Genomic DNA, 18049 nt, shown 5'->3' on the forward strand with positions numbered 1-18049 from the left:
CGCAAGCGGGAGAGGGAGCGCAGCCTGATCGCGGACAAATTCTCCTCTCATCATTTGCCAGATCCGCCATGACGCTGACCCTCGAAACCCGCGACCTCACCATCCGCTTCGGCGGCCATGTCGCGGTCAACAGCGTCACTTGCAGCTTCCGCCCGGGCGAACTCACCGCGATCGTCGGCCCGAACGGCGCCGGCAAGACCACTTATTTCAACCTGATCTCCGGCCAGCTCCGCGCATCGAGCGGCAGCATTCTGTTCGACGGCACCGACATCACCCAGCATTCCGCGCCGATGCGGACGCGCGCAGGCCTGGGGCGCGCCTTCCAGCTCACCAACCTCTTTCCGAATCTGTCGGTGGAGGAAAACGTCCGCCTCGCGGTGCAGGCCGCCAACGGCACTCACTACGACATGTTGCGGCCCTGGATGGTCCGCCGCGATCTGATCGCCCGCGCCGATGCTATCCTGGATCAGGTCGCGCTCGGCGGCCGCCGTGGCGTCGCCGCGACCGCACTGTCGCATGGCGATCAGCGCAAGCTCGAGGTCGCGCTGATGATGGCGCTCGAGCCAAAGGTGTTCATGTTCGACGAGCCGACCGCGGGCATGAGCATCGACGAGGTGCCGGTCGTGCTGAACCTGATCGCGCAGCTCAAGCAGGACAAAAGCAGGATCATTCTCCTGGTCGAGCACAAGATGGACGTGGTGCGATCGCTCGCCGACCGCATCATCGTGTTGCATAACGGGCAGCTTGTTGCGGACGGCAGGCCTGCCGAGGTGATTGCGTCACCGATCGTGCAGGAAGCCTATCTCGGCGTCGCGCCCAATAAAGTTGCAGGGAGCGCAGCATGACCGATCTGTTGAGGCTCTCCGGTGTTCACACTCATATCGGCCGCTATCACATCCTCCAGGGCATCGATCTCGCTGTCGCGCAGGGGCAGACCACGATGCTGCTCGGCCGCAACGGCGCCGGCAAGACCACGACGTTGCGCACCATCATGGGCCTCTGGCAGGCCTCCTCCGGCGAGATCAGCCTCGCCGGCGAGCGCATCGAGAGCCGTGCGACGCCCGACATCGCGCGGCTCGGCGTCGGCTACGTGCCGGAGAGCATGGCGGTGTTCTCCGACCTCACGGTGAAGGAAAATCTGGTGCTGGCGGCGCGCGACGGACCACTCGACGACGCCCAGCTGGACTGGATTTTTGGCTTCTTCCCCGCGCTGCGCCGGTTCTGGCTGTCGCGCGCGGGAAGTCTCTCGGGCGGACAGAAGCAGATGCTGTCGATTGCCCGCGCCATCATCGAACCCCGCAAGCTCCTGCTGATCGACGAGCCGACCAAGGGGTTGGCGCCGGCGATCGTGATGGCGCTGATCGAGTGCCTGAAGGAGATCAAGCGCAAGGGCGCCACGATCCTGATGGTCGAGCAGAATTTCTTTGCCGCCCGCGAGCTCGGCGACAACGTGCTGGTGATGGACAACGGCACCATCGTTCATCGCGGCGAGATGGCGGCCTTGGCCTCAGACGTGCCGCTGCAGGAGCGGCTGCTCGGCCTGAGCCTGGAGACGCATCAATGACCGAGCTCGCCGCAACCGATCCGCTGCCGAAGCCGAAGCGCGACATCGCGCCGATCCTGCTGCCGATCGCGGTCGCCCTGGTGATGATCCCGCTGATCGGCTCGCCCAGCACCTGGCTGACGCTGACGGCCGCGAGCCTCGCGATGGGCATGATGATCTTCATCATGGCCTCCGGCCTGACGCTCGTGTTCGGCCTGATGGACGTGCTCAATTTCGGCCATGGCGCCTTCATCGCGGTCGGGGCCTATGTCGCGACCCTGGTGCTGGCGCCGTTCGCCGCTTCCCTCCAGGCGGATTCGCTGTGGACTAACCTCGCGGTGCTGGCGCCGGCGGCACTGCTGTCGATGGCGGTATCCGGCGCGCTCGGGCTGGTTGTCGAGCGGGTGCTGATCCTGCCCGTCTACGGTCAGCATCTGAAGCAGATCCTGATGACGACGGGCGGCCTGATCGTCGCCGAGCAGACGCTCTATGCGGTGTGGGGGCCGCAGATCATCCCGACGCCGCTGCCGACGTCGCTGCGCGGCTCCTTCATCCTCGGCGACGTCGCGATCGCGAAATACCGCGTGCTGGCGACGCTGATCGGCCTCGCCGTCTTCATCGCGATCCAGCTCGTGCTCAACCGAACCAAGCTTGGCCTTCTGATCCGCGCCGGCGTCGAGAACCGCGAGATGGTCGAGGCGCTCGGCTATCGCATTCGCCGTCTGTTCCTCGGCGTGTTCATGACGGGATCGGCGCTCGCCGGCCTCGGCGGCGTGATGTGGGCGCTGTATCGCGAGCAAGTCCACGCCTCCATGAGCGACGACCTCACCGTCCTGATCTTCATCGTCGTCATCATCGGCGGCCTCGGCTCGATCGGCGGCTGCTTCATCGGCGCGATCCTGGTGGCGATGATTGCCAATTACGGCGGCTTCCTGGTGCCTAAGCTCGCCCTCGTCTCCAATATCCTGCTGATGGTCGCCATTCTGATGTGGCGGCCGCGCGGCCTCTATGCGGTGACCAGCCGATGATGATCCTGTCAGGCGATCCGCCGCGCAGCCGCGTGCTCACGCTCGTTCTCGTCCTCATCATCCTGGCGCTGGTGGCGACGCCGTTCCTGTCTCCCGGGGCGAAGGCGCTGAACGTCGCGGCCAAGATCTGCGTCTTCGCCGCGCTGGTCGCCTCCTACGACCTCCTGCTCGGCTATACCGGCTCGGTGTCATTCGCACACACCATGTTCTACGGGATCGGCAGCTACGCGATCGCGATCGCGCTGTACGGGATGGGCCCGAATTGGGGCGCGGTCGCAACCGGCATCGTGGTCGGCCTGCCGCTTGCCGCGCTGCTTGCGCTTGCGATCGGACTGTTCTCGCTGCGGGTTGCCGCGATCTTCTTTGCCATGATCACGCTCGCGGTCGCATCCGCCTTCCAGGTGCTGGCCTCGCAGCTGTCCTGGCTGACCGGCGGCGAAGACGGGCGCAGCTTTCAGCTGCCCGAGCTGCTCAGGCCCGGCACGGTGCTGATCTCGAAGAACGTGCTGGGATTCGAGGTCAACGGCCGCCTCCTGACCTACTATCTGGTGTTCGCCGTCTCGGCCCTGATGATCCTCGCTTTGCTGCGGGTGGTGAACTCGCCGTTCGGGCGCGTGCTGCAGGCGATCCGCGAAAACCGCTTCCGCGCCGAGGCGCTCGGCTTCCGCACCGTTTTCCACCTGAGCTACGCCAACTGCATCGCCGCACTGGTCGCCGCCGGCGCCGGCATTCTCAATGCACTGTGGCTGCGCTATGCCGGTCCCGATACCTCGCTCAGCTTCTCGATCATGCTGGACATCCTGCTGATGGTCGTGATCGGCGGCATGGGCACGATCTACGGCGCGATCATCGGCGCCACCATCTTCATCCTCGCCCAGAACTATCTGCAGGCGCTGATGGGCGTCGCCTCCAAGGCGGCCTCGGAAGCCGGCCTGCCACTGCTGCCGGGGCTGTTGCATCCAGACCGCTGGCTGCTGTGGCTCGGGCTGCTTTTCATCGCCAGCGTCTACTTCTTTCCGACCGGCGTGGTCGGACGGCTGCGCAATCTCGGCGGCGACAAGAGCGCGAGCGGATCGCATTAACGCGTGATTCATGATGCAGCGCGGCGGCTCGCTCGGCGCAACCGTATTCGTGCAACGAGATTAACCCCCAGGTAACTGGCTTTCCTAAGCTTTACGCCATTTGTGCGGTGTATTCCTGTCCTTCCAGGGGGAGGGAATGCGCCAGGTCTTTGCAGAGATTGCGTCACGAATGTTCCTAGCCGCGAAGCACGGCTGGGAGGCAGCCATCCGGCGCGGACCGGTGCTGTGGCTTACTTTGTGCGGCGTGTTGCTGGTCGCCGGGATCTTCGCGGTGACCGCCATGGCCGTCGGCGAATTTCGCGAACGTACCCTGACCAACCGCGAGCGCGAGCTGGAAAACACGGTGCAGCTGATCGCGCGGCACTTCGATCAACAATTCGAAGATGCGGACGTCGTCGCCGCCGATGTGATCGGGCAGATGAATCTGCCGGAGATCAGTTCCGCCACGGCTTTCCGCGAGCGCATGTCCGGACCCGCGACGAACCAGATGCTGCGGAGCAAGATCAGCTCGGTGTCTTATCTCGGCGACATCGCGATCTACGATGCCGACGGCGAGCTGATCAACTGGTCGCGAGCCCAGCCGCTGCCCAAGATCAACATCTCCTCGCGCGCCTACTTCCAGACCTTCAAATCCGATCCGATGGCCGAACCGGTGATTCTGGAGTCGGTCCGCAGTTTCATCATCGGCAAATGGACCACGATTGTCGCACGTCGGCTGAGCGGCGTGGACGGCAGCTTCCTCGGCACGATGGTCCGCCGGATCGATCCGGACAGCTACCAGAACTATTTCGCATCCGTTGCGCTTGCGGAGGGCACGGCGATCTCGCTGTTCGACCGCAATGGCAAGATGCTGTCGCGCTACCCGCATGTCGAAGAGCTGATCGGCAGGGACTTCAAGGACGCGCCGCTGATGCGCAAGATGCTGGCCGAAGGTGGCCGGCACACCCTGCGCGTCAGGGGCCCGATCGACGGCGACGAGCGCCTCGGCTCCGGCGCCTCGCTTTCGCATTTCCCGCTGGTCATCGTCGCGACCAACACCACGAGCGCGGCGCTGGCCGACTGGCGGCAGCAGACCGGTTTCATGGTCACCACCGCCGCGCTTTCGGCGACCGTGATTGCGCTGATCCTGTTCCTGATCGTTCGCCAGATCAGCCGTCAGAATCGGGAGGCGCAGCAGCGGCTGGAAGCGGAGCGAGGGCGGCTCGACACCGCCTTGAACAACATGTCGCAAGGGTTGATCCTGTACGATGCAGCCGGATACATCGTCACCTGCAACCGCCGCTACGCCGACATGTTCGGCCTCTCCCACGACGTCATCAAGCCCGGCTGTCACATCCGCGAGGCGATGTATCATCGCAAGGAGCGCGGCGCGTTCGAAGGCGATGTCGAGGCATTTTGCGCCGACGTCATGAGGATCGTCGCGGAGGGCACGGTCTCCACCAGAAGCCATCACTTGCCGAGCGGCCGCGCTTTCCAGGTCATCAACACCCCACTCGCGCAGGGCGGATGGGTGGCCACGATCGAAGACATCACCGAACGCCGCAATCTGGAGCAGGAACGCGACCGCAACTACATGTTCCTGCGCGAGATCATCGACCACATCCCATCGCAGATCACGGTGAAGGATGCTCAAACGCGGCAATATCTGCTGGTCAACCGGACCGCGGAAGAGCAATTCGGCCAATCGAGTGAAAACATCGTTGGCAAGACTCCCTTCGACATTTACCCGGATGCCTCCGCCAGAGTCGTCACCGACGACGACAGCAAGGCGCTGCAGATGACCGAGGGATTGTTCAAAGACGAACATGCCTGGCAGAGCCAGGCCAAGGGAATGCGCTACATCACCTCGACCCGGATCGGGATCCGCGACAATTCCGGCGAGCCGCGTTACCTCATCAACGTGGTCGAGGACGTCACCGAACGACGGCGCGCCGACGAGAAGATCGCGCATATGGCGCATTACGATGCGCTCACCGACCTGCCCAACCGGACGCTATTCCGCGAGCAGATCGAGCGCGAACTTGAGAAGGTCGGCGGCGGCAGTCAGTTCGCGCTGCTCTATATCGACGTCGACGAGTTCAAGGGCATCAACGATTCGCTCGGCCATCACGTCGGCGACGAGCTGTTGAAGGGAATCGCCGCCCGCATCCGCGGCTGCCTCGGACAGGACGACCTGATCGCGCGGCTCGGCGGCGACGAATTCGCGGTGATCCAGACCGGCATCAAGTCGTCCGCCGACGTGGTGTCATTCGTGACGCGGATCTTCGAGGCGATCCGCCGGCCCTATCACTGCTTCGGCCATCAGCTCTCCACCGACGCCAGCATCGGCATCGCGATGGCGCCGCAGGACGGCACCGATCTCGACCAGCTCATCAAGAATGCCGATCTCGCGATGTACGGCGCCAAGGCCGGAGGACGCCGCGCTCACCGCTTCTTCGAGCCGGAGATGGATGCGAGCGCCAAGGCGCGCCTGAGCCTGGAGCAGGATCTGCGGCAGGCCCTGGTGAACGGCGGTTTCGAGATCCACTATCAGCCGCTGGTCGACTTGCGCACCAATGAGGTCACAGGCTGCGAGGCGCTGCTGCGCTGGCGGCATCCCGAGCGCGGCATGGTGTCGCCGGCGGAGTTCATTCCGATTGCCGAGGACACCGGCCTGATCAACGAGCTCGGCGACTGGGTGCTGCGCATGGCCTGCAACGAGGCCGCGACCTGGCCGGCGCATGTGCGTGTCGCGGTCAACGTCTCGCCGGTGCAGCTCAAATGCGACACGCTGGCACTGCGGATCGCCGGCGCGCTCGTCGCTTCCGGACTTGCCCCCTCCCGGCTCGAGCTCGAGATCACCGAGGCCGTGCTGATCCGCGACGACGAGGCGGCGCTCTCGATCCTGCACCAGCTCCGCGCCATCGGCGTGCGCATCGCGCTCGACGATTTCGGCACCGGCTACTCCTCGCTCAGCTATCTGAAGCGCTTTCCGTTCGACAAGATCAAGATCGACCGCTGTTTCGTCGCTGATATCGCCGAGACGAGCGGCGCGCCCGTGATCGTGCAGGCGGTGGTGAACATCGCCGCCGCCAGCGACATGACCACGGTCGCGGAGGGCGTCGAGACCGAGGCGCAGCGCGAGATGCTGCGTGCGCTCGGCTGCACGGAGATGCAGGGTTATCTCTTCAGCAGACCGAAGCCGGCCAGCGAAGTGCGAAAGCTGTTCGGTTCGAGCCATGCCTTGCCGGTGGCGGCGGTGGCCTGAGATGGCGAAGCCGGGGAAAACGCCAGCCAAGACGGTCGACGTTGCGGATTCCTATGCCGTGCGGCTGATGCAGCATCTGGTGGTGCCGACCTTCGTGATCGACCCCAAGCGCCGCGTCGTGATCTGGAACAGGGCCTGCGAGCGGCTGACCGGTGTCGCCGCCTCCGAGGTGATCGGCACCAATAAGCACTGGCAGGCCTTCTACGAGACCAGGCGCCCTTGCCTCGCTGACCTCGTCGCGCTCGACCGCCCGGAACAGCTGCCGGCGTTCTATTCGGAATATGCCGCGCGCGGTCATAACGGGCTCGGCTTCAGCGCCGAAAACTGGTGCGTGATGCCGAAGCTCGGCAGCCAGCTCTATCTCGCCATCGACGCCGGCCCCATTCACGACGAGGCCGGCCATCTGATCGCGGTGGTGGAGACTTTGCGCGACCTTGCCGACCAGAAGCGCGCCGAGATGGCCCTGAAGGAGCTTGCCACCAAGGACGGGCTGACCGGCCTGTCGAACGGCCGCGCGTTCGACCAGATGCTGATGAGTGAATGGGCCCGCGCCCAGCGGACGCAGAAGCCCATGGCGCTGCTGTTCGTCGATGTCGATCATTTCAAGCTGTTCAACGACCGCCACGGCCACCAGAGCGGCGACGAATGCCTGCGCGCGGTCGCGTCCGTCGTCAGCCGGTATGCCGTGCGCCCGCCGATCTCGCCAGCCGTTATGGCGGCGAGGAATTCGCGCTGATCCTGCCGGACATGGGTTGCGATGCCGCCTGCGCCATCGCCGACGAAATCCGCTGCGCGGTGATGGCCTTGCGGGTCACCCACGGCGCCATCGGTGCCGGCGAGCACGTCACCCTGAGTGTCGGCGTCGCCAGCCACATTCCGGACGAAACCGACGACAGCCCCCAACGGCTGCTGGGCGCGGCCGACCAGGCGCTCTATGCGGCCAAACGGCTCGGCCGCAACCGCGTCATGTGCTCCGAACGGCTGCTCGCCGAGTTCGCCAAGCTCGGGCGGGACGGCGTGCCGGTTCCTGACCGCGCGACTCGTAAATCAGCCTAGCCCAAATCAGCCTGGACGAAGCCGGCGGAAGCGGTTGCCCACCCTCCGCCAATCGGCTAAATGAACCTCGACTAGCACCCGTAGCTCAGCTGGATAGAGCGTTGCCCTCCGAAGCTGGCTTGCAGATTGACCGAATCCCTTAAAAACTAAGCTTTCCCAACGCTCGGGCGGCTCTTTTTCGCTTCATAGGCACAGCCGGGCCACGTTCTGCTGTGCTGGAGCTGCTATCCTTCACTCGCCCGGAGCGGCTTCGAATCCCATGAAAACTATGCGAAGCTTGAGCCTCCAAGACTCGGACTCCTCGCGCTAGCTTACCGGAAATGGACCGAACAAGCCTAGATGATGCGCTAATGCGATAGGCGGCGTTCGAACACGTTCGAAGGCTTATTGAGACGCACGACCAGCTGACCGCAGCAGAACTAAAGCCCGGCTTTGTCTTCGGCGGGCAGCGCATCCCGCTAGTCAATCCGCAGCGCGGCATCTTCAAGCCCCAGCAAATGCGGTTCTTGCTGTCGATAAAACCGTGTTTCCGAACGCGGGCGGGAAGATCTGGTATGACGACCAGAGAGAGGTTCATCGTCAGATATTCGACGGCGATGAGACGATTGACTACGCTTTCATGGGTCAAAACCCCGATGCCGCCGATAATCGCTGGCTACGCGAGGCATACGAGAACAACGTAGCGATAATCTATTTTCTCGGGATAGCCCCTGGCCGTTACCAAGCTTTCTTTCCAACTTTCATAGCCGGTTGGGACCGAGAAACGCTCAAAGCGCGAGTTACCTTTGGGATTGCGCCAGCCACTCTGGACCCTCCAGCGGATAGACTAGAGCGGCGATATGCGGTGCGCATGGTCAAACAGCGCCTGCATCAGGCAACTTTCAGAGAGGCTGTGATCACCGCCTACGACGGGCGCTGCGCGCTGTCGGGCCTCCCTGAGCCCTTGCTGCTCGACGCTGCGCATATCATTGCGGATGGGCATGAGCTCCTAGGCCAACCCCTAGTAACAAATGGCATCCCATTATCAAAAATTCACCACGCAGCCTTTGATGCACATCTTATCGGAATTGATCCTGACTTTCGTATGCATGTCTCAGGTCGATTGCTTAGCCAAAATGACGGCCCAATGTTGGACGCACTGAAAGCGCTCAATGGCTTAAAGATCAGACTGCCTCAGAGACCCCAAGACCAACCTGATCGCGACCGATTGGCGCAACGCTTTGCCCTCTTCCGGCGAGCTGCGTGACGGCTCGGATTCTCAGCCCCTGCGCGGAAATCGAATACATCACTCCATGAGATCGCCCGCTGTCCTCACAAATCGCTCGCTTTCCGCCTGCGAAGAAGGGTCGTGAGTTCGTTTACTCGTCCTTTGATGTCGTTGAGCTCGAGAGCGAGAAGCAGCTCGGGGCGACCAGCCATCGTAAGGACTGCGCCAAAAACCGGATCGCAGTGCTTCATAAGATTTACGAGGTGGTCTCCGCTCGGGCCGTAGTTTCCTGCAAACCAATTTTTGACGGTTCGCTCATTGGCACCTGTCCATGATGCCACAATCTTCACATGCGCAGTAGTCTGCCCGAGGGCATCGTTGAGAGCAGATGCCACGTTGGCGGCAAAGATCTGCGATTCTACCCGGCGACCGCTCTGCTCTGCCACTGATCCAGGTGGAAACAACTTGCCCTTTTTTGGAAACGACATTCCGCTCCCCTGCTCTATGATCAAATCAAGCTGCTAGGCGATAGCAGAAAGTAAGCTATTTGATGAAGGTGGCGTTTGAAAACACCAAGTGGCCGCTCCTTCCGAAATAACCAAATGTTGGTTGGCGAGCAGCTCGCAGCAGCGTATGTCCGCATGTCAACGGACCACCAAAAGTATTCGACCGAGAACCAGCTCGAAGTCATCCGTCGTTACGCCGAGCAACGTGGATTCCACGTATCTGAAGTTTTCGAAGATTCGGGCCGGAGCGGCTTGACAGTTGATGGTCGCGAAGGCCTTCAACTATTGATGCGAAAGGTTCAGAACGGCTCTGCGGGTTTCACGGCTATATTGGTCTATGACGTGAGCCGCTGGGGGCGCTTCCAAGACGCGGACGAAGGCGCTTACTACGAATATGTTTGTTCCCGAGCCGGGATACGAGTTCACTATTGCGGAGAGCAGTTTGATAACGACGGCAGTATTGGCTCAGTCCTGCTGAAGAGCGTCAAACGCGTCATGGCCGGCGAGTATAGTCGGGAGCTGTCCGTCAAAGTCTTTGCTGGCCAATGCCGTTTAATCGAGCTCGGGTTCAGGCAAGGCGGGCCCGCAGGCTATGGTCTCAGGCGCCAGCTTGTTGATGAGAGCAGGACGCCCAAAGGAGAGCTCGGCCGCGGTGATCGGAAGAGCCTTCAGACCGACCGAGTGGTGCTTACGTTAGGTCCAGACGAAGAAGTCCAGCAGGTTCATGAAATCTACTCAATGTTCATCGAGCACGGTTTGCCAGAGAAGGAGATTGCGTCAAGGCTGAACGGTCGGGGGTTGATCACCGATCGCGGGACTCCCTGGACGCGATCCTCGGTTCATCAGATCTTGACGAACGAGAAATACGTCGGAAACAACGTCTTTAATCGTGTCTCGTTCAAGCTAAAGCAGAAGAGAGTAAAAAACAGCCCGGATACTTGGGTGCGCGCCGACGCTGCATATCCAGCACTGGTGTCTCGCGCCGTCTTTGACCGAGCTCGGGCCATAATTGACGCGCGAAGCTCTCATTACTCAGACGAAGAGCTCCTTACACTCCTTCAGGCCGCGCTCAAGGATGAAGGTTACCTATCGGGAATCATCATAGATGAACGTGATGACATGCCATCCTCTAGCGTGTATCGGCGGCGGTTCGGAAGTTTGATCCGTGCGTATGGCTTGATCGGATACGCACCGGACCGAGACTACTCCTACATAGAAACCAACCGTGCTATTCGGGAGGCTCACCCCCGTATTCTAAACGAGGTGATTGCTGGTTTCGAGTTCTCGGGCGGCAAAGTCGAGCGCAATGACGACAATCAGTTACTGAATATCAACTATGAGTTCAGTGCAGCACTCGTGATTGCCCGCGCGTCGCCCTGCGGAGCGGGATTCCGCTGGCACATACGTCTCGATACTGGGCTTCTTCCCGACCTCACAATTGCGGTCCGCCTGGATACTACCAACACTGAAGCTCTCGACTATTACGTTTTTCCGCGCATCGACTGCACGATACCGCGTATGGGATTGAGCCAAGACAATCCACTGGCGTTAGATGCATATCGGTTCGAAACATTGGACTTTGTGTATTCCTTGGCCCGTCGCTGTTCTTTCGGAGAAGCGGCATGAATGATTTCGAGAGCAAAGGAGAGATCGTCAAGAGAGAATTGCAAGTGATTCCGATAGACCAGATTCGCATACTCAATCCGCGAGCGAGAAGTCAACGAAACTTCCGCGACATAGTTTCGAGCATCGCGCAGGTCGGCTTGAAGCGGCCGATCACCGTCAGTCCTCGACGGTCCGAGGGGGACAGCTTCAGTTTCGACTTGGTCTGCGGCCAAGGCCGAATAGAAGCCTTTACACAGCTAGGCCAAACAGAAATCCCGGCCATAATTGTCCATGCTGAAGAGAGCGACTGCCTGGTGATGAGCTTGGTCGAGAACTGTGCTCGCCGTCATCATCGCGCGATTGACCTACTTGAAGACATCAACACGCTTCGTAAGCGCGGCTACGGCGACCGAGAGATTGCGGACAAGATTGGAGTTACCGTTGATTACATCAGAATGATCAGCACTCTGTTGGCCAACGGCGAAGAGCGCCTGGTAAACGCTGTAGAGATGGGCATTATTCCTATCAATATGGCGATCGAAATCGCCAAGTCCGACGACGATGATGTGCAACGCGCCCTGACCCAAGCCTATTCCGAAAAAAAGCTACGGGGACGAAAGCTCGTTGCAGTGCGTCGGCTGCTTGATCAACGCCGAAGGCGCGGCAAGCACTTGCATTCGCAAAGCTATGGCCGGCGGGACGCGGCGAAACGGCCTCTGACAACCGAAGCTATGATCCGGGTATACAGACGAGAAGCTGATCGGCAACGGCTTCTGATAAAAAAGGCTGAGGTGACGCAAAGCCGACTTTTGTTTGTAGTAGAGGCCATTCGAGCGCTTCGCGAAGATAAGGATTTCGTCCGGCTACTCCACACTGAAGAGCTGGCGTCTATGCCTGCATTCTTAGAAGAGAGACTAGCCGCAAGGACAACCCCATGAATCGATATGTCAGCGTTGACGCTCTCAAGGCCGTTGCCCAAGCTTTCTGTTCTGACACCCAGGTCCTAGCCATCAGCTGCATTCTTCCAGTCCGCGCGATTGGAAAGACGATTAAAGCTAGCCACAAGTATCATCAAATAGCCTGTTCCATCGCGGAGATCGGGCTCGTTGAACCACCGGTCGTGTGCCGAGATAGGCTGAATCCAAGTATCTTTCTACTCCTAGATGGACATCTTCGCATTGAAGTCCTGAAGGACTTAGGTCGTCAGGAGGTTGAGTGCCTGATTTCTACCGATGATGAGGCCTTTACCTATAATAAGCGGGTGAGCCGCCTATCGGCCATTCAAGAGCAAAGGATGATCGCAAAAGCAATCGAGCGCAACGTTCCGAAGGAAAAGATCGCAAAAGCGCTGGACATCAACATTCGCAGCCTGATTCGGAAGGCAACATTGGTTGAGGGGATATGCGAAGAGGTTGTGAATCTTCTTAAAGACAAGATGTGTCCGATGGCTGTTTTTGATGTGCTCCGAAAGATGATACCCATTCGACAGATTGAGGCCGCCGAACTTCTGATCAACGCGAACAATTTTTCCGTCGGCTACGCTTCGGCAATCCTCGCAGGAACTGCTCAAACCCAGCTTGTGAACCCATCCGCACCCAAACGAATAAGAGGAATGACTGCAGAGGCACTCGCTCGCATGGAAACTGAGCTTACAAAACTGCAGCAAGCAATAACTTCTATACAAGATTCATACGGTCAAGACCATCTGCATCTTACGGTTGTAAAGGCCTATTTAGCCAAGCTGGTCGGAAATGCGAAGGTGACAAGATACTTGGAGAAGAAACAGCCTGAGTTCTTGGGAGAGTTCCGGAACGTAGTGCAAATGACTTCTACACTGGCATCCGATTGATGCTGAAGGGGACCCGGACCCGAAAGCGCGGGGACCACAGGAGAAGCCGCACCAGGGGCGGATCAATCGTGGTGGTGGGGATGGCGGCGGACCCGCTCGGAGCCCATCAGGCCAGCGAGCTTTCGTGGGCTAAATCGACCAAGTTCGGGGTGTCGGCATCGCCATAGAAGCAGGCACTCCGATTGGCCGAACCGAATGGGCCGTGGCTCTGACAGTGCAACGATCTACTGTCGAAATAAAGCGGTGAGATTGCAAGCATCCAGGAGCGGGTCCAAATCAAACCGCTGGTTTTGGATCGTATGATTGACAATCAGACGTTTTGGGCTGTTGATAGGCGGCATCACATTGCTTTTTGGGAGGAACGACATGGGCCTCACCAGCTATAACTATAAAATTGATGTTCCGCCCGCATCGGCGTCCGGTCGAGCCATTGTCGGTGCCATCGAATTCGCACTAGGGGCTTGGGCACAGGTCGCGCCGATTCAGTTTAAGTTGGTGAACGACAGTCCGGACCTTCGATTTCGCTTCGACGGGCTTATAACTAATTCGGACAACACGACGCTGAATATCCTCACCGGGGTCGTTCCGCCTGGGGTCAGTCCACCGATCGGTTTGACTAAAAATAAGCAGATCACATTCAACCCGAACGTGCTTTGGGTCAATTCACCTTCGCCGCTCCCGGGGTTCACCGATATGGGCTCCACCGCATTGCACGAGGTGGGTCATTATCTCGGGTTGAAACATTCCACCAACCTCGAATCAGCGATGTATCCCGTTAATCAGGGGGTTCGAAGTCTCTCCGCGGATGATATCGAGCGTATACAGGCGCTGAAGGGCGCCCCGCCTATACCGGTGCCTGGGTGGTTTGGAAACTCGACCAGCGGTGCCGATGTGGTGGTCGTCGATCTAAGTCGCTCAGGCACAACGTTAGATGTCATTGTCGGGCAGATTGACAATCCCGACGGGGCCGACACTGCTTATTACCGCGTCGGATACGATATAGACGCCAACGGAAATCCCCGCGGTGGATGGAGTCCCCCTATCGCCATGGGCGGTCCACTTGGCAACGATAGTCAAGGATTGGGCCTTGCCACCGGCTTTATTCACGGGCTCCTTCCGGACGGACGCTCATCGCTGGATATGGTGATGATGTGGATGGACGACCCGTCGGGCGAAAACCAGCTGCTTTATCGAGTGGGCTTTAATCTCGGAGAGGACGGGCTGACGCCAACGTGGACAGGCAACTTTCCCGTGCCGGGTCATTTCGGAAACACGACTGAGGAGGTTGCCTGCGCTCTATTCGACGTTAACGGTAGCGGCGGCGCCGATCTGATTGTCGCCTGGATTGACAACCCTGATGGTGAAAACACCATCTATTATAAGATTGGCTACGACATCGCGGCGGATGGTTCAGTTGCGGTTTGGTCCGACCAAATGTCCGTGCCACACCCAGTAGGCTTCTCAAGCAGCGGTCTCGGAATTAGCGTCGTGGACACGCGGGGTAACGGTCGCCCGGACATGCTGGTGTTCTGGATCGACAATCCGGATGGAGCAAACAATGCATTTGTTCGGATTGGCGAAGATCTTGATCGCGATGGCGTCCCCATTACTGGGTGGGGCACGCCGCACAGCATCCCTGGAAGCTGGGGCAATGAAACCGGTGGGGCCGGCGCAGCCTTCGCGAACATTAGAGGAACACTTCGACCAGATGTCATAGTGCTGACGCTGGACGCGCCAGACGGACCTGATGCCGCCTACATCAGAGTGCTATCGCCGCCAATGCCGACCTGGAATGTTGTGCGGCCGGTGCCGAACGGGACGGGAGTAGTGAAAATCGCCGCGGCGGCTCTGTCCGAGGCAGCGATCGTGCTGGCCAGCCGCGGAGTTCCTGGACCAGCTAATGCGCCGCTGCAGATCAGCGTCTGGGACCAGACTGACCTGGACGAGAACAAGGGCAGCGACATTCTTGAGTTTGTGGGCCCGAAGCCGGCGAACGATGCGCGCGTCGATTCAAATGTCGCCGTTTCAGCCAGAAGCACCAGCACCGCGAATGTTTTCTATGTCGGTTTCGACAATTTTATCCGAAGCGGTTTTTCGACCACAATCGCGCAATCAGGCACACTTCCTACAGGACCGCTCTGGCTTTTGCCAGGTTTTCGCCCGCCTGTGGGGAATCCTGTGCGTCCAGCAAATTCGGCGGCGATGCCGCCGGTAACTTCATCGCCCCTAATTGCATCGTCGCTCAACGACCAGCATGTCGCGGTGTTTTTCGCGGGTAAAGAAGACGACCTAGAGATTGTCGCCTCAAATGGGGCGGTTGGCTGGGTCGCTGCTAACACGCGTGCCAATTGGCAGCGGCCGATTGTGGCCATAGCAGCAGTGCCTCGTGCAGGTCGCATCTTCATAATCGTGGTTGATGGTGCGGGCGCGTTTTGGGAATTATCCGTTGATGACCAAGTTGGGTTTCAGCCACCCCAAAGAATAATTCCTGCTGGAATTGCCGATGGCGCGGTCGCTCTCGTCTCGCGCAACAATGAACAACTAGACGTATTCTGGATCGATAAGGTCAGTCGCTCTCCGATGTCCAGTTTCTGGAATACCGCGACAGGGCTTTGGTCGGCACCCTTTGCCATCGCTGCTGGGCGCACTGCTCGTTCAGGTTCTGCATTGGCCGCTCCGAACTCATGGAACGAACGTCTCCAGGTTTTTTGGCAGGAGGCGGACAGCTCTGTATGGACGACCTGGTGGGCTCCTCGGCCCGATGCGGTGCCCGCCACCTGGAGCACGCCTTCAATTGCGGTCGCAGCCGGAGTCGCAGCAGCCGGATCCGACCTAATTGCAGTTTCGCGAAAAGCCGAGCACGTTAGGCTATTTTTCGTCGACAGCACCAGCACGTTGCAGAACGTTCATTGGGGCGAAAACCCTTAGTTCATTGCGGCCAGTAGCCTAAAGGCAAAAATGCTGGCGCGCTTACGCGGATCTACGAGGCGCATCAGGAAACTGACCCCGAACGCATGAAGCCGCTTTAAGTAGGCCAAAGCGAACCTAGCCTTAGCAACCTTACAATCGGCAGCGTTAATGGCCGGCAAAAGCAACTTCGACTCATGGTTCTTCGCGGCCGGGCCTTGCCTTGAACACCGCCTTCATAGACGCAAGGATCATGACAACCTTGATCGATGACGGTCGTCTCCGCCCGCGCGCGCTAACAGGATGCTACTTCGTCTGCTAGCAATCGCCGCCAAGCGTTCCTCCTCAAGAAACTCAAGTCGCGTGGCCCGATGCCCTTGCGCCCCAGCGTCACAGGCTTATGTAAGAAGCGGCTAGCACTCGCCCATTGCGATTGCCAATCCAGAAATAACCACAAAAAGCTAAGGAGGACAGCATGAAATTCCGTCCGCTTCACGACCGCGTCGTAGTCAAACGCATTAATGCCGAAGACAAAACCGCCGGCGGCATCATCATTCCGGATACCGCCAAGGAAAAACCCTCGCAGGGCGAGATCACGGCGGTCGGCCCAGGCGGCCGCGATGAGGCCGGCAAGCTAATTCCGATCGATCTCAAAGTCGGCGACCGTGTGCTCTTCGGCAAATGGTCGGGCAACGAGGTCAAGATCGAGGGCGAGGAGCTCTTGATCATGAAGGAGAGCGACATCATGGGCGTTCTCACCGATCTGCCTGTCGCCAAGAAGAAGGCCGCATAGCGCCTAATCCTTCCATTATTTCAAGGACCACATCATGGCTAGCAAAGAAGTTAAGTTCGGCGTTGATGCGCGGGACAAGATGCTGCGCGGCGTCGACATTCTCAACAACGCCGTCAAGGTGACGCTCGGCCCCAAGGGCCGCAACGTCGTGCTCGACAAGTCGTTCGGCGCTCCCCGCATCACCAAGGACGGCGTCACCGTCGCCAAGGAAATCGAGCTTGAGGACAAGTTCGAGAACATGGGCGCGCAGATGGTGCGCGAAGTGGCCTCCAAGGCGGCGGACGCTGCCGGCGACGGCACCACCACCGCGACCGTATTGGCTGCCGCCATCATTAGGGAAGGTGCCAAGTCCGTTGCCGCTGGCATGAACCCGATGGATCTGAAGCGCGGTATCGACCTGGCTGTGGACGCCGTGGTCGCTGATCTCGTCAAGAACTCCAAGAAAGTCACCTCGAACGAGGAAATCGCCCAGGTCGGAACCATCTCCGCCAACGGCGATGCCGAAATCGGCAAGTTCCTCTCCGACGCCATGAAGAAGGTCGGCAACGAGGGCGTCATCACGGTTGAGGAAGCAAAATCGCTCGAGACCGAACTCGAGGTTGTCGAGGGCATGCAGTTCGACCGCGGCTACATCTCGCCTTACTTCGTCACCAACGCCGACAAGATGCGCGTTGAAATGGAAGATGCTTACGTCCTCATCAACGAAAAGAAGCTATCTCAGTTGAATGAGTTGCTTCCCTTGTTGGAAGCCGTGGTGCAGAGCGGCAAACCGCTAGTGATTATCGCCGAAGACGTCGAAGGCGAAGCCCTTGCCACCCTGGTCGTCAACCGTCTTCGCGGCGGCCTGAAGGTCGCGGCCGTCAAGGCTCCGGGCTTCGGCGATCGCCGCAAGGCCATGCTGCAGGACATCGCGGTTCTGACCGGTGGTCAGGCGATCTCGGAAGATCTCGGTATCAAGATGGAGAATGTCACGCTCGCCATGCTCGGTCGCGCCAAGAAGGTGATGATCGACAAGGAAAACACCACCATCGTCAGCGGGGCCGGCAAGAAGGCCGACATCGAGGCGCGCGTTTCGCAGATCAAGGCGCAGATCGAGGAAACCACCTCGGACTACGACCGTGAGAAGCTCCAGGAGCGTCTGGCCAAGCTCGCCGGCGGCGTCGCGGTGATCCGCGTCGGCGGCGCGACTGAAACCGAAGTGAAGGAGCGCAAGGATCGCGTGGATG

General features: G+C 59.8%; 15 protein-coding genes. 14 read left to right on the forward strand and 1 reads right to left on the reverse strand.

Annotated elements, in window-relative coordinates; translation table 11 throughout:
* Window positions 1–68: 68 nt before the first annotated feature.
* From IVB13_RS24535 to IVB13_RS40490, 8 genes are all read left to right on the forward strand, one after another.
* Window positions 69–845, forward strand: a complete 777-nt coding sequence (locus IVB13_RS24535) for an ABC transporter ATP-binding protein (RefSeq protein WP_018455864.1) — start codon at window positions 69–71, stop codon at window positions 843–845.
* A complete protein-coding gene (locus tag IVB13_RS24540) occupies window positions 842–1564 on the forward strand; it encodes an ABC transporter ATP-binding protein (RefSeq protein WP_018455863.1) in 723 nt (240 codons plus the stop codon). Before IVB13_RS24535 ends, IVB13_RS24540 begins: the two co-directional genes overlap by 4 nt.
* Entirely contained in the window at window positions 1561–2571 is a 1011-nt protein-coding gene (locus tag IVB13_RS24545; protein WP_247295907.1) for a branched-chain amino acid ABC transporter permease, read from the forward strand. Before IVB13_RS24540 ends, IVB13_RS24545 begins: the two co-directional genes overlap by 4 nt.
* Complete coding sequence (locus tag IVB13_RS24550) at window positions 2568–3653, forward strand: branched-chain amino acid ABC transporter permease (protein WP_026233042.1); 1086 nt, start codon at window positions 2568–2570, stop codon at window positions 3651–3653. The genes IVB13_RS24545 and IVB13_RS24550 overlap by 4 nt, the downstream gene beginning before the upstream one ends.
* 136 nt (window positions 3654–3789) lie before the next feature.
* Window positions 3790–6900 carry an EAL domain-containing protein gene (locus tag IVB13_RS24555; protein ID WP_247295905.1) on the forward strand — a complete coding sequence of 1037 codons (3111 nt, stop codon included), beginning with the start codon at window positions 3790–3792 and terminating at the stop codon, window positions 6898–6900.
* A 1-nt stretch (window position 6901) separates the two neighbouring features.
* The gene (locus tag IVB13_RS40065) at window positions 6902–7636 is read left to right on the forward strand and encodes a diguanylate cyclase (protein WP_253075499.1); all 735 of its coding nucleotides are present in this window, start codon (window positions 6902–6904) and stop codon (window positions 7634–7636) included.
* Between the two features lie 11 nt (window positions 7637–7647).
* A complete protein-coding gene (locus tag IVB13_RS40070) occupies window positions 7648–7956 on the forward strand; it encodes a diguanylate cyclase (protein ID WP_253075500.1) in 309 nt (102 codons plus the stop codon).
* Window positions 7957–8479: 523 nt separating this feature from the next.
* Window positions 8480–9202, forward strand: coding sequence for an HNH endonuclease (locus IVB13_RS40490; protein WP_247490758.1), 723 nt, complete (start codon window positions 8480–8482; stop codon window positions 9200–9202).
* 65 nt (window positions 9203–9267) lie between these two features.
* On the opposite strand, the gene IVB13_RS24570 is transcribed toward IVB13_RS40490, so the two are convergent.
* Entirely contained in the window at window positions 9268–9651 is a 384-nt protein-coding gene (locus IVB13_RS24570; protein WP_247490759.1) for a hypothetical protein, read from the reverse strand.
* A gap of 114 nt (window positions 9652–9765) precedes the next feature.
* Between IVB13_RS24570 and IVB13_RS24575 the strand changes: the two genes are divergently transcribed.
* The 6 genes from IVB13_RS24575 to groL form a co-directional block, all read left to right on the forward strand.
* Window positions 9766–11295 (forward strand): recombinase family protein, encoded by a 1530-nt coding sequence (locus IVB13_RS24575; RefSeq protein WP_247490761.1) that lies wholly within the window; start codon window positions 9766–9768, stop codon window positions 11293–11295.
* Complete coding sequence (locus IVB13_RS24580; protein WP_247490763.1) at window positions 11292–12212, forward strand: plasmid partitioning protein RepB C-terminal domain-containing protein; 921 nt, start codon at window positions 11292–11294, stop codon at window positions 12210–12212. Before IVB13_RS24575 ends, IVB13_RS24580 begins: the two co-directional genes overlap by 4 nt.
* On the forward strand, window positions 12209–13123 hold the full coding sequence (locus IVB13_RS24585) for a plasmid partitioning protein RepB C-terminal domain-containing protein (protein ID WP_247490765.1): 915 nt from the start codon (window positions 12209–12211) through the stop codon (window positions 13121–13123). Before IVB13_RS24580 ends, IVB13_RS24585 begins: the two co-directional genes overlap by 4 nt.
* Window positions 13124–13489: 366 nt before the next feature.
* Entirely contained in the window at window positions 13490–16051 is a 2562-nt protein-coding gene (locus IVB13_RS24590; RefSeq protein WP_247490767.1) for a matrixin family metalloprotease, read from the forward strand.
* 454 nt (window positions 16052–16505) lie between these two features.
* Window positions 16506–16823, forward strand: coding sequence for a co-chaperone GroES (locus IVB13_RS24595; protein WP_247490769.1), 318 nt, complete (start codon window positions 16506–16508; stop codon window positions 16821–16823).
* Window positions 16824–16857: 34 nt separating this feature from the next.
* A partial coding sequence (gene groL / locus IVB13_RS24600; RefSeq protein ID WP_247490771.1) for a chaperonin GroEL occupies window positions 16858–18049 on the forward strand: 1192 nt, incomplete at its 3' end.

Source organism: Bradyrhizobium sp. 17, from assembly GCF_023073515.1.
Taxonomy (GTDB): domain Bacteria; phylum Pseudomonadota; class Alphaproteobacteria; order Rhizobiales; family Xanthobacteraceae; genus Bradyrhizobium; species Bradyrhizobium canariense_D.